The sequence below is a fragment of the Streptomyces sp. NPDC043896 genome (assembly GCF_056435605.1).
The window spans coordinates 23,845-46,562 of the sequence record NZ_JBWKEE010000023.1 but is presented as its reverse complement, the minus strand read 5'-3'; the positions used below and the strand labels follow the sequence as shown (position 1 = coordinate 46,562).

Annotated in this window: 22 protein-coding genes; 18 read left to right on the top strand and 4 right to left on the bottom strand. The window is 73.5% G+C overall.

Features of this window, described 5'->3' with window-relative positions; translation table 11 throughout:
* The first annotated feature begins 5 nt into the window (after positions 1-5).
* The gene (locus AC069X_RS28660; protein ID WP_478732904.1) at positions 6-746 is read left to right on the top strand and encodes an SseB family protein; all 741 of its coding nucleotides are present in this window, start codon (positions 6-8) and stop codon (positions 744-746) included.
* A gap of 81 nt (positions 747-827) precedes the next feature.
* On the opposite strand, the gene AC069X_RS28655 is transcribed toward AC069X_RS28660, so the two are convergent.
* The gene (locus AC069X_RS28655) at positions 828-1,193 is read right to left on the bottom strand and encodes a DUF1844 domain-containing protein (protein WP_478732903.1); all 366 of its coding nucleotides are present in this window, start codon (positions 1,191-1,193) and stop codon (positions 828-830) included.
* Positions 1,194-1,517: 324 nt separating this feature from the next.
* Between AC069X_RS28655 and infC the strand changes: the two genes are divergently transcribed.
* The 9 genes from infC to AC069X_RS28610 all read left to right on the top strand — a co-directional run bounded on the left by infC (position 1,518) and on the right by AC069X_RS28610 (position 11,710).
* Positions 1,518-2,201 carry a translation initiation factor IF-3 gene (gene infC / locus AC069X_RS28650; RefSeq protein ID WP_478732901.1) on the top strand — a complete coding sequence of 228 codons (684 nt, stop codon included), beginning with the start codon at positions 1,518-1,520 and terminating at the stop codon, positions 2,199-2,201.
* A 101-nt stretch (positions 2,202-2,302) separates the two neighbouring features.
* Positions 2,303-2,497 (top strand): 50S ribosomal protein L35, encoded by a 195-nt coding sequence (gene rpmI, locus AC069X_RS28645; RefSeq protein ID WP_030770466.1) that lies wholly within the window; start codon positions 2,303-2,305, stop codon positions 2,495-2,497.
* Between the two features lie 101 nt (positions 2,498-2,598).
* Entirely contained in the window at positions 2,599-2,985 is a 387-nt protein-coding gene (gene rplT / locus AC069X_RS28640; RefSeq protein WP_007263143.1) for a 50S ribosomal protein L20, read from the top strand.
* A gap of 141 nt (positions 2,986-3,126) precedes the next feature.
* Positions 3,127-3,984, top strand: coding sequence for a TrmH family RNA methyltransferase (locus AC069X_RS28635; protein WP_478732898.1), 858 nt, complete (start codon positions 3,127-3,129; stop codon positions 3,982-3,984).
* A gap of 55 nt (positions 3,985-4,039) precedes the next feature.
* On the top strand, positions 4,040-5,230 hold the full coding sequence (locus AC069X_RS28630) for a sensor histidine kinase (protein ID WP_478732896.1): 1,191 nt from the start codon (positions 4,040-4,042) through the stop codon (positions 5,228-5,230).
* Positions 5,231-5,391: 161 nt separating this feature from the next.
* A complete protein-coding gene (gene pheS, locus AC069X_RS28625; protein ID WP_478732894.1) occupies positions 5,392-6,519 on the top strand; it encodes a phenylalanine--tRNA ligase subunit alpha in 1,128 nt (375 codons plus the stop codon).
* Positions 6,519-9,047, top strand: a complete 2,529-nt coding sequence (gene pheT, locus AC069X_RS28620; protein ID WP_478732892.1) for a phenylalanine--tRNA ligase subunit beta — start codon at positions 6,519-6,521, stop codon at positions 9,045-9,047. The genes pheS and pheT overlap by 1 nt, the downstream gene beginning before the upstream one ends.
* A gap of 732 nt (positions 9,048-9,779) precedes the next feature.
* Positions 9,780-11,120 (top strand): tetratricopeptide repeat protein, encoded by a 1,341-nt coding sequence (locus tag AC069X_RS28615; protein ID WP_478732890.1) that lies wholly within the window; start codon positions 9,780-9,782, stop codon positions 11,118-11,120.
* Between the two features lie 53 nt (positions 11,121-11,173).
* Positions 11,174-11,710 carry an NUDIX hydrolase gene (locus tag AC069X_RS28610; protein WP_478733058.1) on the top strand — a complete coding sequence of 179 codons (537 nt, stop codon included), beginning with the start codon at positions 11,174-11,176 and terminating at the stop codon, positions 11,708-11,710.
* 46 nt (positions 11,711-11,756) lie between these two features.
* Here the strand turns inward: AC069X_RS28610 and AC069X_RS28605 are convergent, their stop codons facing one another.
* Positions 11,757-12,659, bottom strand: coding sequence for a 3-hydroxybutyryl-CoA dehydrogenase (locus tag AC069X_RS28605; protein ID WP_478732888.1), 903 nt, complete (start codon positions 12,657-12,659; stop codon positions 11,757-11,759).
* Positions 12,660-12,814: 155 nt separating this feature from the next.
* Here AC069X_RS28605 and AC069X_RS28600 point away from each other — a divergent pair, with 155 nt between their 5' ends.
* Positions 12,815-14,113 (top strand): glycoside hydrolase family 10-like protein, encoded by a 1,299-nt coding sequence (locus tag AC069X_RS28600; protein ID WP_478732886.1) that lies wholly within the window; start codon positions 12,815-12,817, stop codon positions 14,111-14,113.
* 1 nt (position 14,114) lies between these two features.
* Here AC069X_RS28600 and AC069X_RS28595 read toward each other — a convergent pair whose 3' ends face one another.
* Together AC069X_RS28595 and AC069X_RS28590 are read right to left on the bottom strand one after the other, a co-directional pair.
* Positions 14,115-14,330: a DUF1918 domain-containing protein gene (locus AC069X_RS28595; protein WP_478732884.1), complete on the bottom strand. Its 216-nt coding sequence runs from the start codon at positions 14,328-14,330 to the stop codon at positions 14,115-14,117.
* A 59-nt stretch (positions 14,331-14,389) separates the two neighbouring features.
* Positions 14,390-15,307 carry a DMT family transporter gene (locus tag AC069X_RS28590; protein ID WP_478732882.1) on the bottom strand — a complete coding sequence of 306 codons (918 nt, stop codon included), beginning with the start codon at positions 15,305-15,307 and terminating at the stop codon, positions 14,390-14,392.
* Between AC069X_RS28590 and AC069X_RS28585 the strand changes: the two genes are divergently transcribed.
* The 7 genes from AC069X_RS28585 to AC069X_RS28555 all read left to right on the top strand — a co-directional run bounded on the left by AC069X_RS28585 (position 15,306) and on the right by AC069X_RS28555 (position 22,715).
* Positions 15,306-16,784 (top strand): aminotransferase-like domain-containing protein, encoded by a 1,479-nt coding sequence (locus tag AC069X_RS28585; RefSeq protein WP_478732880.1) that lies wholly within the window; start codon positions 15,306-15,308, stop codon positions 16,782-16,784. The genes AC069X_RS28590 and AC069X_RS28585 overlap by 2 nt on opposite strands.
* A 43-nt stretch (positions 16,785-16,827) precedes the next feature.
* Positions 16,828-17,595 carry an N-acetyltransferase gene (locus AC069X_RS28580; protein WP_478732878.1) on the top strand — a complete coding sequence of 256 codons (768 nt, stop codon included), beginning with the start codon at positions 16,828-16,830 and terminating at the stop codon, positions 17,593-17,595.
* 231 nt (positions 17,596-17,826) lie between these two features.
* A complete protein-coding gene (locus tag AC069X_RS28575; RefSeq protein WP_478732876.1) occupies positions 17,827-18,345 on the top strand; it encodes a hypothetical protein in 519 nt (172 codons plus the stop codon).
* A 95-nt stretch (positions 18,346-18,440) separates the two neighbouring features.
* Positions 18,441-19,469 (top strand): N-acetyl-gamma-glutamyl-phosphate reductase, encoded by a 1,029-nt coding sequence (gene argC / locus AC069X_RS28570; protein ID WP_478732874.1) that lies wholly within the window; start codon positions 18,441-18,443, stop codon positions 19,467-19,469.
* The gene (gene argJ, locus AC069X_RS28565; RefSeq protein ID WP_478732872.1) at positions 19,466-20,623 is read left to right on the top strand and encodes a bifunctional glutamate N-acetyltransferase/amino-acid acetyltransferase ArgJ; all 1,158 of its coding nucleotides are present in this window, start codon (positions 19,466-19,468) and stop codon (positions 20,621-20,623) included. The genes argC and argJ overlap by 4 nt, the downstream gene beginning before the upstream one ends.
* Positions 20,620-21,528 (top strand): acetylglutamate kinase, encoded by a 909-nt coding sequence (gene argB, locus AC069X_RS28560; protein WP_478732870.1) that lies wholly within the window; start codon positions 20,620-20,622, stop codon positions 21,526-21,528. The genes argJ and argB overlap by 4 nt, the downstream gene beginning before the upstream one ends.
* Positions 21,525-22,715 (top strand): acetylornithine transaminase, encoded by a 1,191-nt coding sequence (locus AC069X_RS28555; protein WP_478732868.1) that lies wholly within the window; start codon positions 21,525-21,527, stop codon positions 22,713-22,715. The genes argB and AC069X_RS28555 overlap by 4 nt, the downstream gene beginning before the upstream one ends.
* Positions 22,716-22,718: the final 3 nt, after the last annotated feature.

Below are 22,718 nucleotides of genomic sequence, written 5' to 3'. Positions count from 1 at the left end.
TGATTGTGGCGACCAAGAACATTCCAGACCCCGGCTTCTCCGACGACGACGGCACCGCCGATCCCCGCCTCAGCGCCGCCCTGGCGGCCTGGGCTGCCGACCGGGCGGCCGAGCCGCAGCTGCTGGCGGCGCTGAAGGACGCGCGGCTGCTGGTGCCCGTCGTGGCGATGCTCGGCGAGGTCGAGACGGACCCGGAGACGGGCCTCAAGCGCGAGAAGACCAGCGACATGGCCGTGCCCACCCTGACGGCGGGCAACAGGCGCGCGCTGCCCGCCTTCACCTCGATCGCCTCGCTGGCGCTGTGGGACCCGGCGGCCCGCCCGGTGGCGGTCCCGCTGCACCAGGCGCTCGCCGCCGCCGCGCACGAGAAGGCCGACACGGTCGTCATCGACCTGGCCGGCCCCGTCACCTACCAGCTGACGGGCCCCGCCCTGCTGGCGCTGGCCGAGGGCCGCACGGACGCCGACCCGCTCGCGGACCCCGCCGTGCGCGAGGCCGTACGGGCGGCCGTGGCCGCCGAGCCCGCCGTGCTCCGCGCCCACCTGGGCCGGGGCGGCGCCGGAGCCGACGGCACCCTGGCCATCGTGCTCTCCGCCGACGCGGACCCCGCCCCGGCCGCCCGCCGCGTGGCCGAGTCCCTCGCGGCCGACGAGACCCTCCGGGGCCGTCTCGTACGCGGCCTGGACCTGGCCCTGCTCCCGGCAGGCGGCCCGGTCCCGCCCGGCGAGGCACTCTTCACGCGCTGAGGACCCCGTACGTACGCCGGAGGCCGCCCGCGAAACCTCGCGGGCGGCCTCCGGCGTACGAAGCGGAACGGGTCCGATGGGTCAGGCGTAGACCGGGCCCGTGAACTTCTCGCCCGGGCCCTGGCCCGGCTCGTCCTGGACGATCGAGGCCTCGCGGAAGGCCAGCTGGAGCGACTTCAGGCCGTCGCGCAGCGGCGCGGCGTGGAAGGAGCTGATCTCGGTGGCGCTGGCGGTCACCAGACCGGCCAGGGCGTTGATGAGCTTGCGGGCCTCGTCGAGGTCCTTGTGCTCGGAGTCCGGCTTGTCCAGGCCCAGGTTGACCGCCGCGGCGCTCAGCAGGTGGACGGCCACCGTGGTGATGACCTCGACGGCCGGGACGTCCGCGATGTCGCGGGTCATCTCGTCGTAGTCGGGAGGGGTGGAATCGGAGGGCGTCGCGTCAGTCATGCGCTCCACGATAGGTCGTGCGGCGGCCTTGCAATGCGTGGGGTACTATGAACTTCGACCGGCCGGACACATGCGTGCCCGGCCCACAAGTGGAGGCTCCGATCTCCCACCCGACCACCCTCCGGGGAGGCGGGTCATCCGGTCAGGCGGTATCCATCGTTCCGTACGGACGATGGAAGACCGCCGAGTTGCGCCCCGCGGTTCGCACGCGGCGGTGCTCCGGTTGTTTTGGAGCCCCTGCCTGTGCCCGGCGGGGCATTTTTCATTCTCCGCCGCGGTGAGGTCTGACGACACAAGACGTCAGCGGTTGCCTGCCAGGCATCCGTGTGGTGCTACCGAGGAGGATCCATCAGCACCGAGCCCCGCATCAACGATCGGATTCGCGTCCCTGAGGTGCGACTCGTCGGTCCCAGCGGCGAACAGGTGGGCATTGTTCCGCTTGCGAAGGCGCTTGAGCTCGCGCAGGAATACGACCTGGACCTGGTCGAGGTCGCGGCCTCCGCTCGCCCGCCGGTCTGCAAGCTCATGGACTACGGCAAGTTCAAGTACGAGTCGGCCATGAAGGCCCGTGAGGCGCGCAAGAACCAGGCGCACACGGTCATCAAGGAGATGAAGCTCCGGCCGAAGATCGACCCGCACGACTATGACACCAAGAAGGGTCACGTCGTTCGGTTCCTCAAGCAGGGCGACAAGGTCAAGATCACGATCATGTTCCGTGGTCGCGAGCAGTCCCGGCCGGAGCTCGGCTACCGGCTGCTGCAGCGTCTCGCGGAGGACGTCCAGGACCTCGGCTTCATCGAGTCGAACCCGAAGCAGGACGGCCGAAACATGATCATGGTTCTCGGTCCGCACAAGAAGAAGACCGAGGCGATGGCCGAAGCCCGCGAGGCGCAGGCCGCGCGCAAGGCCGAGCGCCAGGGTGGTACCGCCGCCGAGGCCGCTCCGGCCCAGGCGGAGTCCACCGAGGTCGCCGCCGACGGCTCCGCCGAGGCGAACACCGAGGCCTGATCCAGGGACAGCCCGTCCCGGATCACCCAACAACATGACGCTCCCGCGAGCCGGCCCCCCGGGGCCGGCGGGGGCGCCACCGACGAGGAGATAACGGCGCCATGCCGAAGAACAAGACGCACAGCGGTACCAAGAAGCGCTTCAAGGTCACCGGCTCCGGCAAGGTGCTCCGCGAGCGCGCCGGCAAGCGCCACCTGCTCGAGCACAAGTCGTCCCGCCTCACCCGTCGCCTGACCGGCAACGCGGAGATGGCTCCCGGCGACGCCGCGAAGATCAAGAAGCTTCTCGGCATCTGATGTCCTCCGCTCCCGTCCGGGAGCGGGACGTCAGGACCGGGACCCCATCGAATTTTCGGGCCGTGTGACGACAACCACGGCCCCGCTACAAGGAGTAAAAAGTGGCACGCGTCAAGCGGGCGGTAAACGCCCACAAGAAGCGCCGGGCGATCCTCGAGGCGGCCTCCGGCTACCGCGGTCAGCGTTCGCGCCTGTACCGCAAGGCCAAGGAGCAGGTCACCCACTCGCTGGTCTACAACTTCAACGACCGCAAGAAGCGCAAGGGCGACTTCCGTCAGCTGTGGATCCAGCGCATCAACGCCGCTGCCCGCCAGAACGGCATGACGTACAACCGCCTCATCCAGGGTCTGAAGGCCGCCAACATCGAGGTGGACCGCAAGATCCTCGCCGAGCTGGCCGTCAACGACGCCAACGCGTTCGCCGCGCTGGTCGAGGTCGCGCAGAAGGCCCTCCCGGCCGACGTCAACGCCCCCAAGGCCGCTGCCTAAGGCCTGGCCGGCCCGCTTCACGCGACCGGCACCCCACGGACCCGCAGGCTCCCCGCCTGCGGGTCCGTGTGCTTTCGCCCCGCCGCGCGCGACCGCCGCGCAGCACCGCAGCGCAGAACCCGAAAGAGAACCGCAGACACCATGGGTCACCCCATCGAGCTGATCTCCCCCCGATCCCCGCGGGTGGCCGCCGCCCGGCGGCTGGCGCGGCGCAACTTCCGCACCAAGGAGCGCCGGTTCATCGCCGAGGGCCCGCAGGCCGTCCGCGAGGCGGTCGAGCACCGCGGGGCCCAGGGCGCGACCCTGATCGAGCTGTTCGCCACCGTCGAGGCCGCCGAGCGCTACGCCGACATCGTCGAGGCCGCGCTGCTGGCCGGGGCCCGCGTGCACTACGCCTCCGACGAGGTGCTCGCCGAGGTCTCGCAGACCGTCACCCCGCAGGGCCTGGTCGGTGTCTGCCACTTCCTGGACTCCCCGTTCGAGGAGATCCTCAAGGCCGGACCCCGCCTGGTCGCCGTCCTCGCCCACGTCCGCGACCCCGGGAACGCCGGCACGGTGCTGCGCTGCGCGGACGCCGCCGGCGCCGACGCGGTGGTGCTGACCGACGCCTCCGTCGACCTGTACAACCCGAAGTCCGTACGGGCCTCCGTCGGTTCCCTCTTCCACCTCCCGGTGGCCGTCGGCGTGCCCGTCGAGCAGGCCGTGGAGGGGCTCCGGGCGGCCGGGGTGCGCATCCTCGCGGCCGACGGCGCCGGGGAGGACGACCTCGACGCCGAGCTGGACGCGGGCACCATGGGCGGACCCTCGGCCTGGGTCTTCGGCAACGAGGCCTGGGGCCTGCCCGAGGAGACCCGAGCCCTCGCGGACGCCGTCGTCCGGGTCCCGATCCACGGCAAGGCGGAGAGCCTGAACCTCGCGACGGCCGCCGCCGTGTGCCTCTACGCGTCCGCGCGTGCACAGCGGGCGCCCGGAGGGTGCCGCTCCGTGACCCCCAGCTAGTAATGTGGCCGCCCGGGGGCCCACTGAGCTACCCGGAGATGTGGGGTACGGGGACATGACCGTCGGTACGAACAGCTCGCCCGGGGCCGCGGACGCGGCCGCGCAGCCCGCCGGGACCCCGGACTCCCTGGGCTTCGTACCGCCGCAGGCGGGTCCCGTTGGGCGGGCGGCGGGTACGGCGGCCCGGCCGGACGCCCCCGCCCCCGACCCCCTCATCGACCCCGACGACCTGCCCGACGGGCTCGTCGTCGCCGACCACACCGGGCACGTCGTCTGCTTCAATCGGGCCGCCTCCCGGATCACCGCCATCGCCGCCGGCCAGGCCCTCGGCGCCCGCATCGAGCGCGCGCTGCCGCTGGAGGACCTCGAAGGCCGCCGCTGGTGGGCGCTGACCGACCCCTACGGGGGACTCGCCACCCGGCGCGGCCAGCCCGAGCGGAACCTGCTGCTGCCCGGCGGGCGTGAGGTGCTCGTCTCCGCCCGCTACGTGCGCACCCACCCCACCGGCCCGCTCAGCCGCCTAGTGGTCACCCTCCGCGGCACCGAGGCCCGGCGCCGCACCGAGCGCAGCCACGCCGAGCTGATCGCGACGGTGGCGCACGAGCTGCGCTCCCCGCTGACCTCGGTGAAGGGCTTCACCGCGACCCTGCTCGCCAAGTGGGAGCGGTTCACCGACGACCAGAAGCGGCTGATGCTGGAGACCGTCGACGCCGACGCCAACCGCGTCACCCGGCTGATCGCCGAACTCCTCGACATCTCCCGCATCGACTCCGGCCGGCTGGAGGTGCGCCGCCAGCCCGTCGACATCGCCGCGGCCGTGGGCCGCCACGTCCAGGCGCTCACCGCGAACGGCCAGGCGCCCGAGCGGTTCCTCGTACGGGTCTGCACCCCGCTGCCCGACTGCTGGGCCGACCCCGACAAGATCGACCAGATCCTGGGCAACCTCCTCGAAAATGCGGTGCGCCACGGTGACGGAACGGTCACCATCGACGTAGCGCCGCACGAGAAGGGAACCGCCGTCACCGTGACCGACGAAGGCCCCGGGATCCCCGAGGAGTCGATGAGCCGCGTCTTCACCCGCTTCTGGCGGGGGAGCAAGCGCGGCGGCACCGGCCTGGGCCTGTACATCGTCAAGGGCATCGTGGAGGCCCACGGCGGCACCATCACGGTCGGACGGGGCCCCGGAGGCGGGGCCGAGTTCCGATTTATCCTGCCCGTGAGCGCGCCGGCGTACCTCACGCAGTAACCCTGCGGACGGTCTCGCCAGACGGCCCACGGGCTCCTCCACCCCCGGCGGCCCTTAGACTCGTCCTTTGGCACCTTTGTGTCCTCGTGCCGATCGGGCCGAGGCGTTTCGATCACGTCGCGCGGGGACCCACCAGCCAGCCATCGGAAGTACGGGAAGAGATGTCGGCACCGAACAAGTCGTACGACCCTGTCGAGGTCGAGGCACTGAAACCGGAAGAGATCGAGCGCATGCGGGACGAGGCGCTCGCCGCCTTCGCGTCCGCCGGCGACCTCGACGAGCTCCGCGAGGCGAAGACCGCGCACATGGGCGACCGCTCGCCCCTCGCGCTCGCCAACCGCGAGATCGGCGCCCTGCCGCCCCAGGCCAAGGCCGAGGCGGGCAAGCGCGTCGGACAGGCCCGCGGCGCCGTGAACAAGGCCTTCGGGGCCCGCACGGTCCAGCTGGAGGCCGAGCGCGACGAGCGGGTGCTGGTCGAGGAGGCGGTGGACGTCACGCTGCCCTACGACCGCGTGCCCGCCGGCGCCCGCCACCCCCTGACCACGCTGATGGACCGCATCGCGGACATCTTCGTCGGCATGGGCTACGAGGTCGCGGAAGGCCCCGAGGTCGAGGCGGAGTGGTTCAACTTCGACGCCCTCAACTTCACGCCCGACCACCCGGCGCGCCAGATGCAGGACACCTTCTTCGTCCAGGGCCCCAAGGGCACCGAGGGCGACGAGTCCGGCGTCGTGCTGCGCACCCACACCTCCCCGGTGCAGGCGCGCTCGCTGCTGGAGCGCAAGCCGCCCGTCTACATCGTCTGCCCCGGCCGCGTGTACCGCACCGACGAGCTCGACGCGACGCACACGCCGGTCTTCCACCAGGTCGAGCTCCTCGCCGTGGACGAGGGCCTGACCATGGCGGACCTCAAGGGCACCATCGACCACATGGTCAAGGAGCTCTTCGGCGAGCAGACCACCACGCGCCTGCGCCCGCACTTCTTCCCGTTCACCGAGCCGTCCGCCGAGATGGACATGCAGTGCTACGTCTGCCGCGGCGAGTCGGTGGGCAACCCCGACCGCCCCTGCCGTACCTGCTCCAGCGAGGGCTGGATCGAGCTCGGCGGCTGCGGCATGGTCAACCCCAAGGTGCTGACCGCCTGCGGTGTGGACCCGGAGAAGTACAGCGGGTTCGCCTTCGGCTTCGGAATCGAACGGATTCTGATGTTCCGCCACAACGTTGAAGACATGCGAGACATGGTCGAGGGTGACGTGCGCTTCACCCGGCCGTTCGGGAGTGAGATCTGATGCGCGTCCCGCTTTCCTGGCTGCGGGAGTACGTCGACCTCCCCGCGGGCGAGACCGGCCGTGACGTGGCCGCCAAGCTGGTCGACGCCGGCCTGGAGGTCGAGACCGTCGAGACGCTCGGCGCCGGCCTCAAGGGCCCCCTCGTCGTCGGCCAGGTGCTGACCATCGAGGAGCTCGAGGGCTTCCGCAAGCCGATCCGCTTCTGCACGGTCGACGTCGGCGCCGCCAACGGCACCGGTGAACCGCAGGAGATCGTCTGCGGCGCCCGGAACTTCTCCGTCGGCGACAAGGTCGTCGTGGTCCTGCCCGGCGCCGTCCTGCCCGGCGACTTCGCGATCGCCTCGCGCAAGACGTACGGCAAGACCTCGCACGGCATGATCTGCTCCGGCGAGGAGCTCGGCATGGGCGACGACGGCACGCACGGCATCATCGTGCTGCCGCCGGAGTACGAGCCGGGCACCGACGCGATCGAGCTGCTCCAGCTCGTCGACGAGGTCCTCCACATCGACGTCACCCCGGACCGCGGCTACTGCATGTCCCTGCGCGGTGTGGCCCGCGAGGCCGCCACCGCGTACGGCCTGCCGCTGCGCGACCCGGCGCTGCTCGACGTGCCCGCGCCGAACTCGTACGGCTACGCCGTGCAGATCTCCGACCCGGCCGGCTGCGACCGCTTCACCGCCCGCACGGTGACCGGCCTCGACCCGGAGGCGCGGTCCCCGATCTGGCTCACGCGCCGCCTCCAGAAGGCGGGCATGCGCCCGATCTCGCTGGCCGTCGACGTCACCAACTACGTGATGCTGGAGCTCGGCCAGCCGCTGCACGCCTACGACCGCGCGCGCCTCGACGGCGCGATCGGCGTCCGCCGTGCCGAGCAGGGCGAGAAGTTCACCACCCTCGACGGGGTCAAGCGCACCCTCGACGCCGAGGACCTGGTGATCACCGACAACGGCGGCCCGATCGGGCTCGCCGGCGTCATGGGCGGAGCCAACACCGAGATCGCCGACTCCGTCACCGACCCCGAGACGGGCGCCGTCACCGGCACCACGGACGTCGTGATCGAGGCCGCGCACTTCGACTCCGTGTCGATCTCGCGCACCGCCCGCCGCCTGAAGCTCTCCTCGGAGGCCTCCAAGCGCTTCGAGCGGGGCGTCGACCCGCAGGCCGCCGCCGCGGCCGCCCAGCGGACCGTCGACCTCCTCGTGCTGCTCGCCGGCGGCACCGCCGAGGCCGGCGTCACCGAGCTCACCGCCCCCGGCGCCCCGCGCACCATCGCGATGGCCGCCGACCACCCCGACCGGGTCGCGGGCATGGAGTACGGCCGCGAGACCGTCGTGCGCCGCCTCCAGGAGATCGGCTGCGACGTCTACGGCCAGGACGAGCTCGTCGTCACGGTCCCCTCGTGGCGGCCCGACCTCACCGAGCCCAACGACCTCGCCGAAGAGGTCATCCGGCTGGAGGGCTACGGGAACCTCCCGTCCACCCTCCCGCAGGTGCCCTCCGGCCGCGGCCTGACCGCGCGCCAGCAGCTGCACCGCCGGGTCGGCCGCGCCCTGGCCGGCGCCGGCTACGTCGAGGCGCTGAGCTACCCGTTCCTCGGCGAGGCCGTCTTCGACCAGCTCCAGCTGCCCGCGCACGACGCGAGCCGCCAGGTCGTCAAGCTGGTCAACCCGCTCTCCGACGAGGAGCCGGCGCTGCGCACCACGCTGCTGCCGGGCCTGCTCGGGGCGCTGCGCCGCAACGACAGCCGGGGCAGCCACGACCTCGCGCTGTTCGAGACCGGCTCGGTCTTCCGCGCCGCCGCCGAGCCGGGCGTCGCCGTACGGCTGCCCGTCGACCGGCGTCCCACGGACGAGGAGGTCGCCACCCTCGACGCGGCCCTGCCCGCGCAGCCGCGGTACGCCGCGGTCGTGCTGGCCGGTGCCCGCGAGCAGGCCGGCTGGTGGGGCAAGGGCCGTCCGGCCGGCTGGGCGGACGCCGTCCAGGCCGCCCGCGCGCTGGCCGCCGAGGCCGGCACCGAGCTGGTCGTCCGCCAGGGCCAGTACGGCCCCTGGCACCCGGGCCGCTGCGCCGAGCTGGTCGTCACCGTCGACGGTGTCGAGCAGGTCATCGGCCACGCCGGCGAGCTGCACCCGCGCGTCGTCAAGGCCATGGGCCTGCCGGCCCGCACCAGCGCCATGGAGCTCGACCTGGACCGCCTCGCGGCGGCCGGCGGCGAGGCCGTGCAGGCGCCCCGGATCTCCACCTTCCCGGTGGCGACCCAGGACGTCGCGCTGATCGTGGACGCCTCCGTCCCCGCCTCGGCGGTGGAGGACGCGCTGCGCAAGGGCGCCGGTGAACTGCTGGAGTCCCTGCGGCTGTTCGACGTGTTCACCGGTGAGCAGGTCGGCGAGGGCAAGAAGTCCCTCGCCTACGCGCTGCGCTTCCGCGCGGCCGACCGGACCCTGACCGCCGAGGAGTCCACGGCCGCGCGCGACGCGGCGGTGGCCCTGGCCGGCGAGCGGACCGGGGCGGTGCTGCGGGGCGCGTGACGCTTCCCGCCTGAGTCCCGGTGAGGGGCGCGTCCGGTGATCCGGGCGCGCCCCTCACCCGTTCGGGTGGCGTTGCCGGTGCGTGGGGCGGGCGGTGCCCTTGCGGGGTCCCTGCGGGGCTGTTCCCCTACCCGCCCTTCGCCCGTTCCCCGGAGCTCCGCCCCGGACCCCGCTCCTGGGGGCTCCGCCCCCAGACCCCGCGCCTCAGACGCCGGCGGGGCTGGATTCGCCGCTCCGCGCCGGCATCCGGCCCGCGCGGCGCCCGGGGCTTTCCAGCCGCGCCGGCGTTCGAGGCGCGGGCCGGGACCGGAGCCGCCCGGGGCCGGGGGGAGTGGAACGGCCCGGGCGGATCCGTGTCGCCGGCGGAGCCGTTCCGTACCGGGCCGGTGGACGGACCCGGTACGGAACCGGCCCGGCTCCGCGGGGTCCGGCGACCAACCGGACCGCGGCGGAGCCGTGGTGCGCCGCCCGCGCCTGCCATGGAGTGTCGGGCAGACAGCAGGGGCGGGCGGCGCGGTGCCGGGTCGTCGCACTGTACGAGGGGGAGCCGACGACCGGGCGGCCTCCTTGGCGAGGCTCTTAAGTGAACCGCCCCGGGGCCCCCGCGCGGCAGGGTGCGTAACGCATTTATGCGCGCACTCGGTTCACACCCCGTGTGAAGGAAACGCGGAACGCCTCCGCCCGCACCCCCTCAGCCACTAGCCTGACTCCGACGAGCCCTTGGAGGGGCCCATGCAGCCCAACGCCCTGCTCGACGCCCTCCTCGCAGAGGCGGGCATGTCCCACGCCGGACTCGCCGCGCACGTCAACCAGGCGGGCCGGTCGCGGGGACTCGCGCTGCGCTACGAGCACACCGCGGTCTCCCGCTGGCTGAAGGGGCAACGACCGCGTGGCCAGGTGCCGGACCTGATCTGCGAGGTGCTGGGCGGCAGGCTCCGGCGCCCCGTCGGGCTCGACGACATCGGGCTCGGCGTCCCCGGCCGGCCGAGCACGCACGGTACGACGCCGCTCAGCGGCTTCGTCGACCGCGCCACCGCCCTGTGGCGCTCCGACGATCTGGGCCGGCCCGCCCAGCTCACGGCGCAGGCCCTCACCGGCACCCCGGCCGTCATCCCGGTGTGGGAGTGGGAGAACCCGCCCGAGGACGCCGACGTCTCGCGCGACGGGCCGCGCCGGATCGGGCCCGAGCACATCGAGGTCCTGCGGGCCGCCCGGGTGCACTACGAGCTGATGTACCGCCGGGCCGGGGGGATGGCCACCCGGGCCCGGATCGTGCGCTTCCTCGGCAGCGAGACCGCCCCGATGCTGCGCGGGAGCTACTCCGACGAGATCGGCCGCCCGCTGCACCGGGCCACCGGGTCCCTGGTGGCGGTCGCGGGGATCTGCGCGTACGACTCCGACGCCCACGGCCTGGCCCAGCGCTACTTCCACCAGGCGCTGCGGCTCGCCAAGGCCAGCGGGGACCGGGGGCTCGGCGCGTACGTGATCGCGCTGCTCGTCAACCAGTCGCTGCACCTGCGGGAGTACCGCCAGGCCGTGGCCTTCGCCGAGGCCGCGCTGCGCGCCGCCGGCCCCGACACCACCCCGGCGCTCGGCGCGGACCTGTACGCGATGCAGGCCAAGGCGTACGCGCAACTCGGCGACACGGCGGCCGCGTTGGCCTGCATCCGGCGCGCCGAGGCGGCCGCCGAGCGGATCCGGCCCGGCACCGAGCCCGCCGAAACCGGCTACGTACAGCCCGGGCTGGTCAACGTACAGGTGGCGGAGGCGCTGCTCAGCCTCGGCGACCTCGACGCGGCGCACGAGCAGGCCGCCGAGGCGGTCGGCACCCCGGCGCACGACCGGGGGCGGGTGCACCGGCTGGCGATGCTGTGCGAGATCCAGCTGCGCCAGGGCGAGGCCGACCGGGCGGTGGCATCGGCGGCCGAAATGGCCGAGCGGGCCAAGGGGATGGAGTCGCTGCGCCTGCGCGACCGGCTGCGGGCCGTCCGCGAACAGCTGCTGAGCAGCGGTTGCTCCGGCGCGGAGGAGACCGCGCACCTCATCGACGGGGCGCTGCGCGTTCCCCTGTGAGGGCGTCAGCTGCTGCCATGTTGCCACCAACGGATGCGGAAGGTGGCATGACCGTGCAGTGGACGAACCTGAGTGAGCAGACCGTCTACAAGAACCGCTGGTTCGACGTGAACCTCGCGGACGTGGAACTCCCCGACGGGAGGCACCTGGACCATTTCGTCATCCGGCTGAGGCCGGTGGCCGTCGCCACGGCCGTCAACGAGGCGGACGAGGTGCTGCTGCTGTGGCGGCACCGGTTCATCACCGACAGCTGGGGCTGGGAGCTGCCCGCCGGGGTGGTCGAGGACGGCGAGTCCCCGGCGGAGGCGGCGGCGCGGGAGATGGAGGAGGAGTCGGGCTGGCGGCCCGGCCCGCTCCACCACCTGATGACCGTCGAGCCCTCCAACGGGCTGACCGATGCCCGCCACCACCTCTACTGGGCGGACGGGGCGGCGTACGTCGGCGAACCGGAGGACGCCTTCGAGTCCTCGCGCCGCGCATGGGTCCCGCTCAAGCTGGTCCCCGACATGATCGCGCGCGGGGAGATCCCGGCCGCCGGCATGGCGGCCGGGCTGCTCCTGCTGCACCACCTGCGGCTGGGCCGCCCGTAGGCCCGGGGCGCCGGCCGGGCCGTCCCCGGGGGCGGTCCCGTGCCGGTCAGCCGTACGGGTAGAAGCCCGATCCCGTCTTGCGGCCCAGCCGGCCCGCGTCGACCATGCGCTGGAGCAGCGGGGGAGCGGCGTACAGCGGCTCCTTGTACTCGGCGTACATCGAATCGGCGATCGAGACGATCGTGTCGAGGCCGATCAGGTCGGACAGCTTGAGCGGGCCCATCGGGTGGGCGCAGCCCAGCTCCATGCCGTTGTCGATGTCCTCGCGGCTCGCGATGCCCGACTCGAACATCCGGATCGCGGACAGCAGGTACGGCACCAGGAGCGCGTTGACGACGAAGCCGGACCGGTCCTGGGCGCGGACGGCGTGCTTGCCGAGCACGTCCCGCACCAGGGCCTCGGACCGCTTGACGGTCTCCTCGCTCGTCGTCAGCGCCGGGATCAGCTCGACGAGCCGCTGGACGGGCGCCGGGTTGAAGAAGTGGATGCCGATGACCTGGTCCGGCCGCGAGGTCGCGACGGCCAGCTTGACCAGCGGGATCGAGGAGGTGTTGGAGGCGAGGATCGCGTCCGGACGGGTGATCACCTGGTCCAGGACCTGGAAGATCTCCGTCTTGACCTGCTCGTTCTCGACGACGGCCTCGATGACGAGGTCGCGGTCGGCGAACTCGCCGAGGTCGGTGGTGAAGCTGAGGCGGGCCAGGGCGGCGTCCCGCTCCTCCTCGCTGATCTTGCCGCGTTCGGCGGCCTTGGTCAGCGAGTTGTGCAGCCGGGTGCGCCCGATCTCCAGGGCCTCCCCGGTGGTCTCGGCGACCTTCACCTCAAGACCGCTGCGGGCGCACACCTCCGCGATGCCCGCGCCCATCTGGCCACAGCCCACCACGCCGACCTTGGTGATGTCGGTCGGGAGGGTAGAGAGGTCCGTCACATCGTGCCTTTCGCTGCTCATCCGTCGCGCGGGTCCCCCGTGTTCGGCAGTGGTAACTGCGTCCCGGCGCCCGCCACGCCCCCCGACGTTACTCCCGCGATGCCCATGGCGGCGGGCCGGGGCGGGCATGCTGTGCCCACGCAGAGCATTGTCACGGAGAGGAACGGAGTCGTCACATGACGTACATCGGGCGGCGGGGACTACTGGCGGGGGCCGCGGGCGTGCTGGCCGGCACGGCGGCGGGCCCGGCGGCGGCGGCAGCGGCGGGACCTGTGACGGCAGCGGCCGTACGGGAGCCGGCCGGCCCACCGGGGGCGCTCCCCGCCCGGGGCGGCGCCGGGGGCCGGGCGGGGGCCGCGGAGTTCCGGGGGATGTGGATCGCCACCGTACAGAACGTCGACTGGCCCTCCGAGAGCGGCCTCACCGCCCGGCAGCAGCGCGCCCAGCTGATCACGTTCCTCGACGCGGCCGTGGCCCGCCGGCTGAACGCGGTGGTCCTCCAGGTCCGGCCGGCCGCCGACGCCTTCTGGCCCTCGACGCGCGAGCCCTGGTCCCAGTGGCTCACCGGGACGCAGGGCCGCGACCCGGGCTGGGACCCGCTGGGCACGGCGGTCACCGAGGCGCACGCGCGCGGTCTGGAGCTGCACGCCTGGTTCAACCCGTACCGGGTGGCCAACCACGCCGACCGCAGCCGCCTCGCCGCCTCGCACCCGGCGCGCCGCAACCCCGGCTGGACCGTCCCCTACGGCGGGAAGCTGTACTACAACCCGGGCCTGCCCGAGGTGCGGGCCTTCGTCCAGGAGGCGATGCTCGACGCCGTCTCCCGCTACCCCGTCGACGCGGTGCACTGGGACGACTACTTCTACCCGTACCCCGTCGCGGGGGAGTACTTCGACGACGACGACGCCTTCGCGGAGCACGGCGGCTCCCACACCTCCCGCGCCGCGTGGCGCCGCCACAACACCGACACCCTCGTGCGCGAGATGTCGCAGCGGCTGCGCACCGTCCGCCCGGCGGCCCGCTTCGGCGTCAGCCCCTTCGCGGTCTGGCGCAACCAGGGCACCGACCGGCTCGGCTCGGCCACGCGGGCGCTGCAGACGTACGACGACCTCTACGCGGACACCCGCAAGTGGGTCCTGGAGGGCTGGATCGACTACGTCGCGCCGCAGGCGTACTGGCACATTGGGTACGCACCGGCCGACTACGCCGAGATCGTGCGCTGGTGGGCGAAGACGGTGGCGGGCACCGGGGTCGACCTGTACATGGGCGAGGCGCTGTACCGCTGCGACGCCCGCAGTTCCACCCCGGCCTGGCGGGACCCGGCGGAGCTGTCCCGGCACCTGACCCTCGCCCGCCGGTACGCGGAGGTCCGCGGCCACTGCTACTTCTCGGGGAAGCACGTGGTCGCGGACCCCAATGGAGCGCTGGCCAGGGTCGTTGCCGACCACTACCCGACGGCCGTGCCGCCGAGGTGACTCAGCGCCAGGTGGTGGACTTGCCCTCGGGCTTGTCCGGGTGGCGTACGACGCAGTCGGGGCCGGGGGACATGACGGCGTCGTGCCCGTCCGGGAAGTGGACCCGGTACGGGGGGGCGCCGTTCTCACCCAGGACCTCGACGATCTCGCCCACCCTGTCGTGCTGGCCCACGACCCTGCCGTGCTGCACCAGCTGGTCGCCCTCGGTCGCGCGCATCTGCTGACCTCCCTCGGAGCCGGTCCGATCCGGTGCTAGCAGTTTAGGACGATCCGCGGCTATTTGACCCGTTGGGTCACGGTGATGCAGACGAGGACCGCGCAGGCGGTCAGGGGGGTGGCCGGGGACAGGTGCTCGCCGAGCAGCGCCACCGACCACACCAGGGTGAGCAGCGGCTGGGCGAGCTGGAGCTGGCTGGCACGGGTGGTGCCGATCTCGGCCATGCCCCGGTACCAGACGTAGAGCCCGAAGAAGTTCGAGCCGGCCGCCAGCCACACCAGGCCGGTCACCCCGTGCCAGGTCAGGTGCACCGGCTCGGACGCCAGCGCGAACGCCGCGCCGGTCAGGCTCAGCGGCAGGCACAGCACCAGCGCCCAGCCGATCACCTGCCAGCCCGGCAGGGAACGGGCCAGCCGCCCGCCCTCGGTGTAGCCGGCCGCGCACACCAGCAGCGCCCCGAACAGGTAGGCGTCCCCGGCGGAGGGGGCGCCGCCGCTCTGGGCCAGGGTGAAGACGAGGATCACCGCGGCCCCGGCGACGGCCGCCGCCCAGAAGCGGCCCGAGGGGCGGCTGCCGGTGCGCAGCGCCGAGAAGGCGGCGGTGGTCAGGGGCAGCAGCCCCACCACGACGGCGGCGTGCGAGGTGGTGGAGGTGCGCAGGGCCAGCGTGGTCAGCAGCGGGAAGCCGACCACCACGCCCGCAGCCACCACGGCCAGGCCCGCCCAGTGCTCCCGGGCCGGCAGCGGCACCCGCCCGGCCAGCAGGAAGCCGCCCGCGACGGCGGCGGCCAGCGCGCTGCGCAGGGCGACGAGGGACCACGGGCCGAAGCTCTCCAGGCCCCACGCCGTGGCGGGAAAGGTCAGCGAGAAGGCGACCACCCCGAGCAGGGCGAGGGCGGTGCCGCTGCGTGCTCCACGGTCGCGGCCCACCTGCACCGCTATCGGGGCCGGAAGAGTAGCGCTATTCTGTACTGTCATGTACGAGCGTAGCAGTGTGGCCGAACTGGCAGAATCCCTGCGAGCAGAACTCGACCGCTACCCGGTGGGTGGAAAGCTGCCGTCCAGCCGGGCCATGGTCGAGCGCTACCGGGTCAGCCCCGTCACCGTCTCCCGCGCCCTCGCGCAGCTCGCCGCCGAGGGGCTCGTGGTCACCCGGCCCGGCGCCGGGGCCTTCCGCGCCCACCCCCGCACGAGCGGCCCCGCGCCCGGCGACACCTCCTGGCAGGAGGTGGCCCTCAGCGCCGAAGGCGCCGGGGACGTCGTCCCGCGCTCCGTGGACGCCGCCGGGGTCGCGAACTCCCTCGCCGTGCCGCCCCCCGGGGTCATCGAGCTCAACGGCGGCTACCTGCACCCCTCGCTCCAGCCCGAACGGGCCATGGCGGCCGCCCTGGCCCGCGCCGGACGCCGGCCCGGGGCGTGGGGGAGGCCGCCCATGGAGGGGCTGCCCGAGCTGCGCGACTGGTTCGCCCGCGAGATCGGCGGCGCCGTCGGAGCGGTGGGCGCCGCCGACGTGCTCATCACCGCCGGCGGGCAGAGCGCCCTCACCACCGCCGTACGGGCACTGGCCCCGCCCGGCGCGCCCATCCTCGTCGAGTCGCCCACCTACCCCGGCCTGCTGGCCATCGCCCGCGCCTCCGGCTGCCGGCCGGTACCCGTCCCGGTGGACGCCGAAGGGGTCCGGCCGGAGCTGCTGGCCGCCGCCTTCGAAGCCACCGGCGCACGGGTCTTCGTATGCCAGCCGCTGTTCCAGAACCCGACCGGCGCCGTGCTGTCCGCCGCCCGGCGCACCGAGGTGCTGCGCATCGCACGGGCCGCCGGAGCCTTCGTCGTCGAGGACGACTACGCGCGCAACCTCGCCCACGAGGACGCCGGGCCGCTGCCCGCGACGCTCGCCGCGACGGACTCCGACGGGGTCGTGGTCCACGTCCGGTCCCTGACCAAGGCCACCTCCCCCAGCCTGCGCGTCGGCGCGCTCGCCGCCCGGGGCCCGGTCCTGGACCGGCTGCGGGCCATCCAGGTCGTCGACACCTTCTTCGTGCCCCGGCCCCTCCAGGAAGCCGCCCTCGAACTGGTCGGCGCGCCCGCCTGGCCGCGCCACCTGCGCGCCGTCGCCGCCGAGCTGCGCCACCGGCGCGAGGTGCTCGCGGGCGCCCTGCGGCGGGAGCTGCCCGCCGCCGAGCTGACGCACCTGCCCTCGGGGGGATTCCAGCTCTGGGTGCGCCCCGGCGGGGACGGCGACGACGCCGACTTCACCGCGGCGGCCCTGCGCGCCGGAGTCGCCGTCACCCCGGGCCGCCCGTACTTCTGCGCCGAACCGCCCGCCGCGCACGTCCGGTTGAGCTTCGCCGGGGTCTCGGGGCCGGGGGAGCTGGTGGAGGCCGTGCAGCGGATGCGGGGCGGACTGCCCGGGGGCCTGCGCGGCGGGACGTCCCAGGCGGCGCCCGGGGTGCGGTGAAACCGCGTTGAGGGGCCGCGGGGACGGCCCCTAACCTGCGGGCATGACCGAGATAGTGATCACTTCCCTGGCCGGCCGTCCCGAACTGGCGTCCCGGCTGTGGGACATGGAGGACTCCTGGCCGGAGTTCTCCCAGAACGACCCGCTGGCCTGGCTGCTGTACCCGCGCCTGGTCGCGGAGTTCCCCGAGTACGTGTTCATCGCCACCGAAGGCGCCGAGGTGGTGGCCCGGGCCTTCAGCGTGCCCTTCGCGCTGCACACGGCCGAGCGCGGCGGGGTGCTGCCCGGCCAGGGCTGGGACCGGGTCCTGATGTGGGCCTTCTCCGACCGGCGGCGCGGCGTCCGGCCCGACACGGTCAGCGCCCTGGAGATCTCGGTCGCCGTCGGCCGGCAGGGCGAGGGGCTCTCGGGGCGGATGCTCACCGCCATGCGCGAGGGCGCCCGCGCGGCCGGGTTCACCGAGGTCGTGGCCCCGGTCAGGCCCAGCGGGAAGCCCGCCGAGCCGGACACCCCGATGGCGGAGTACGCGTACCGGACCCGCGAGGACGGCCTGCCGTACGACCCGTGGCTGCGGGTCCACGTACGGGCGGGCGCGGTCATCGACTCGGTGGCCCCCGTCTCGATGACGATCAGCGGCACCCTCGACGAGTGGCGCCGGTGGACCGGCCTGCCCTTCGACACGCCGGGACCGGTGCGCGTGCCGGGGGCGCTCAGCACCGTCCACTGCGACCCGGAGCACGACCGCGCGGTCTACGTGGAGCCGAACGTATGGGTGCGCCACCCGCTGGGCGGCGTCGGAGACCGGGTCTAGGGCCTGTCGTCAAACTGCCGTCGTCGCCCGGAGGGCGGCCCCGCGGCGGGGGCGCGACCCCGGCCCCCGCGGGCCGCCCGGTCGACACCCCCGGCCCGGCGCGTGAGCATGGGAAGGAGGCGGGCCGCCCGCTTCCCCGGGGGGGGGGGGGGAGAGGGAACGCCGACCCCGTGCCGCCCCGCCCCCCGGCCCCGCCCCGCCCCCGCCTCTGCCTCGACGGAAGTGATGGCAATGAGGACAAGGACCCGGCTCTCCGCCCTCGCGACCCTGCTGGCCTCCTCGCTCGCGATCGCGCCCGCGGTGCCCGCCCGGGCCCAGGACACGGCCGCTCGCGTACCCGCCGGGACCTGCGTGGTCCGGCCCGACGGCCAGGACCCGCAGAAGAAGCTCGTGAAGATCACCGGTACCGGGTTCACGGGCAAGGACACGGTGGCCGTCGCGGGCGACAACGGGTACAGCGACCCGCGGTTCGAAGTCCCCGCCGGCGGGGATTTCCAGGTCGGCGGCCTGCCCGACGGCACGTACACCGTCGACGGCGTCCCGTGCGGCGGCGGCACCCCGGCGAAGCCGCGGGAGGCCGGAGCCCGGGCCGAGTACGACAAGGGCTACCGGGCGGGCTTCCAGGCCGTCAAGGGCGACTGCCGGGCCGAGCCGCCCGCCGTCGAGCCCCCGCCCGACCGGAACTGGACGGACGGCTACGCCGCCGGTGCCGCGCTCGCGGCCAGGACCTTCTGCGGCGGCCTCGACTAGCGCGGACCCCCCGGAACGCCGTCCGGCCACCGGGACAAGGCCTTTGCATAAAACTGCATAGGTACGTATAGTCATGCCATCGAGGAGGAGGACCGATGGTGGTACGTGTAGCGGTGGCCGGAGCGAGCGGATACGCGGGCGGTGAAGTCCTGCGCCTGCTGCTCTCGCACCCCGGGGTGGAGATCGGCGCGCTGACCGGGCACTCCAACGCCGGACAGCCCTTCGGCCCCCTCCAGCCGCACCTCGTCCCGCTCGCCGGACGGACCCTGGAGGCGACCACGCCCGAGGTCCTCGCCGGCCACGACGTCGTCTTCCTGGCCCTGCCGCACGGACAGTCCGCCGCCGTCGCCGCGCAGCTCGGCGAGGACGTGCTCGTCGTCGACATGGGCGCCGACCACCGGCTGAAGGACTCCGCCGACTGGGACGAGTTCTACGGTGCCCCGCACGCCGGCACCTGGCCCTACGGCCTCCCCGAGCTCCCCGGCGGCCGGGCCGCCCTGGCCGGCAGCAAGCGCATCGCCGTCCCCGGCTGCTTCCCGACCGCCGTCTCCCTCGCCCTCTACCCCGCCTACCAGGCGCGGCTCGCCGGGCCGGAGGCCGTCATCGTCGCCGCCACCGGCACCTCCGGCGCCGGCAAGGCCCTCAAGCCGCACCTGCTCGGCGCCGAGGTCATGGGCACCGTCACCCCGTACGGCGTCGGCGGCGGCCACCGGCACACCCCCGAGATGGTGCAGAACCTCTCCCCGCTCGCCGGGGAGCGGGTCTCCGTCTCCTTCACCCCGAACCTGGTGCCGATGCCGCGCGGCATCCTCGCCACCTGCTCCGCCAAGGCGCGGCCCGGCACCAGCGCCCAGTCGCTGCGCGCCGCGTACGAGAAGGCCTACGCCGACGAGCCCTTCGTCCGGCTCCTCCCCGAGGGCCAGTGGCCCACCACCAAGGCCGTGTACGGCTCCAACGCCGTCCACGTCCAGGTCGCGTACGACGAGTCCGCCCAGCGGATCATCGCCATCAGCGCGATCGACAACCTCACCAAGGGCACCGCCGGCGGTGCGGTGCAGAGCATGAACATCGCCCTCGGGCTGCCCGAGGCACTGGGTCTTTCCACGATTGGAGTGGCGCCGTGAGCGTGACGGCTGCACAGGGATTCACGGCGGCGGGCATCGCCGCCGGGATCAAGGCGAACGGCAACCCGGACCTGGCCCTCGTGGTCAACAACGGGCCGAGACTGGCCGCCGCGGGCGTCTTCACCTCCAACCGCGTCAAGGCCGCCCCCGTGCGCTGGTCCGAGCAGGTCCTGCGCGGGGCCACCGTCAGCGCGGTCGTCCTCAACTCCGGCGGCGCCAACGCCTGCACCGGCCCCAAGGGCTTCCAGGACACCCACGCCACCGCCGAGAAGGTCGCCGCCGTCCTGGGCGGCGAGCACAACGCCGGCGAGATCGCCGTCGCCTCCACCGGGCTGATCGGCGTCATGCTCCCCATGGACAAGCTGCTCCCCGGCATCGAGACGGCCGCCGCCGCCCTCTCCTGCGACGGCGGCGAGGACGCGGCCATCGCCATCAAGACCACCGACACCGTCCACAAGACGGCCGCCGTCACCCAGGAGGGCTGGACCGTCGGCGGCATGGCCAAGGGCGCGGGCATGCTCGCCCCGGGCCTGGCCACGATGCTCGTCGTCCTCACCACCGACGCGGACGTGGACAGCGCCACCCTCGACAAGGCGCTGCGGGACGCGACCCGCACCACCTTCGACCGGGTCGACTCCGACGGCTGCATGTCCACCAACGACACCGTGCTGCTGCTCGCCTCGGGCGCGTCCGGCCGGGTCCCGGCGTACGCGGCCTTCGCCGAGGCCGTGCGGACCGTCTGCGACGACCTCGCCCGGCAGCTGATCGGCGACGCCGAGGGCGCCAGCAAGGACATCCGCATCGAGGTGATCGGTGCCGCCAGCGAGCAGGACGCGGTCGAGGTCGGCCGTTCCATCGCCCGCAACAACCTGCTCAAGTGCGCCATCCACGGCGAGGACCCCAACTGGGGCCGGGTGCTGTCCGCCATCGGCACCACCAGGGCCGCCTTCGACCCGGACCGGCTGGGCGTCGCCATCAACGGCGTCTGGGTCTGCAAGAACGGCTCCGTCGGCGAGGACCGCGACCTGGTCTCCATGAAGGACCGCGAGGTGCGCATCACCGCGGACCTGTCCGCCGGCTCCGAGTCGGCGGTCATCTGGGCCAACGACCTGACGGCCGAGTACGTCCACGAGAACAGCGCGTACAGCTCGTGAGCACCGCGAGGCGCCACACCGCGCTCCCCAAGGCCGAGATCCTCATCGAGGCGCTGCCCTGGCTCACCCGCCACAACGGCAAGATCGTCGTCATCAAGTTCGGCGGCAACGCCATGGTCGACGAGGACCTGAAGGCCGCGTTCGCCCAGGACGTGGTCTTCCTGCGCCAGGCCGGCCTGCGGCCCGTCGTCGTCCACGGCGGCGGCCCGCAGATCAACGCCCAGCTGGACAAGCAGGGCCTGGTCAGCGAGTTCAAGGCCGGCCTGCGCGTGACCACGCCGGAGGCCATGGACGTCGTACGGATGGTCCTGGCGGGCCAGGTCCAGCGGGAGCTGGTCAACCTGCTCAACCAGCACGGCCCCCTGGCCGTCGGCATGACCGGCGAGGACGCCCACACCATCACCGCCACCAAGCACGTCCCGCGGATCGAGGGCGAGCCCGTCGACATCGGCCGGGTCGGCGAGATCACCGCCATCGACACGGGCGCGATCGAGGCCCTGCTCGCGGACGGCCGGATCCCGGTCATCTCCTCCATCGCCCGCAGCGCCGACGACGACCACGTGTACAACGTGAACGCCGACACGGCCGCCGCGGCCCTCGCCGCCGCGCTGGGCGCCGAGACGCTGATGGTCCTCACCGACGTCGAGGGCCTCTACGCGGACTGGCCCAACAGCGACGAGGTCATCAGTCGGCTCACCGTCAGCGAGCTGGAGAAGCTGCTGCCCGAGCTGTCCAGCGGCATGGTGCCGAAGATGGAGGGCTGCCTGCACGCCGTGCGCGGCGGTGTCAGCACCGCCCGGGTGATCGACGGGCGGGTCCAGCACTCGATCCTGCTGGAGATCTTCACCGACGAGGGAATCGGCACGATGGTCGTGCCCGACGCACAGGGGAGGAGCCCGCGGTGAGCGGCAACGAGGAGTACGCGGCACGCTGGAAGAGCGCGCTGACCAACAACTACGGCACCCCCGCGCTGGCCCTCGTGCGCGGCGAGGGCGCGCAGGTCTGGGACGCGGACGGCAAGCAGTACACCGACTTCGTCGGCGGCATCGCGGTCAACGCCCTCGGCCATGCCCACCCGGCCATCGTCTCCGCCGTGACCGAGCAGATCGCCACGCTCGGACACGTCTCCAACCTCTACGCCTCGGAGCCCGTCCTCGCCCTCGGCGAGCGGCTGCTCCAGCTGTTCGGCCGCGAGGGCCGGGTCTTCTTCTGCAACTCCGGCGCGGAGGCGGTCGAGGCCGTCTACAAGATCGGTCGGCTGACCGGCCGGACCCACATGGTCGCCACCGGCGGAGGCTTCCACGGCCGGACCATGGGCGCCCTCGCCCTCACCGGCCAGCCCGGGAAGCAGACGCCCTTCCTGCCGCTGCCCGGCGACGTGACGCACGTCCCCTACGGCGACGTGGAGGCCCTGCGGGCCGCGGTCACCGAGGAGACGGCCTTCGTGCTGATCGAGCCCGTCCAGGGCGAGATCGGCGTCGTCGTCCCGCCCGCCGGCTACCTGACGGCGGCCCGCGAGATCACGCGGGCCACCGGGACGCTGCTCGTCCTCGACGAGGTGCAGACCGGTATCGGCCGCTGCGGCAGCTGGTTCGAACACCAGCAGCACGAGGGGGTCGAGCCCGACCTCGTCACGCTCGCGAAGGGCCTGGGCGGCGGCCTGCCCATCGGCGCGGTGGCCGCCTTCGGCCCGGCCGCGGACCTCCTCCAGCCGGGCCAGCACGGCACGACCTTCGGCGGGAACCCGGTCGCCTGCGCCGCCGGCCTCGCAGTGATCGACACCATCGCCGCCGAGGGACTGCTCGACCGGGTGAAGGCGCGGGGCGAGCGGCTGCGGTCCGGAATCGAAGCCTCCGGTCACGGGCTGGTCTCCCACGTCCGCGGCTCGGGACTGTTGCTGGGTATCGTGCTGACGGAGCCGCTCGCACCGCAGGTGCAGCTGGCGGCCCAGCAGGCCGGGTTCCTGGTCAACGCGCCCGCCCCCGACGTCGTACGGCTGATGCCCCCCTTCGTCATCACCGAGGCGGAGGTGGACGCGTTCGTCCGGGCGCTTCCCGGCATCCTCGACGAAGCGGGACGATCCGGAGAATGAGAC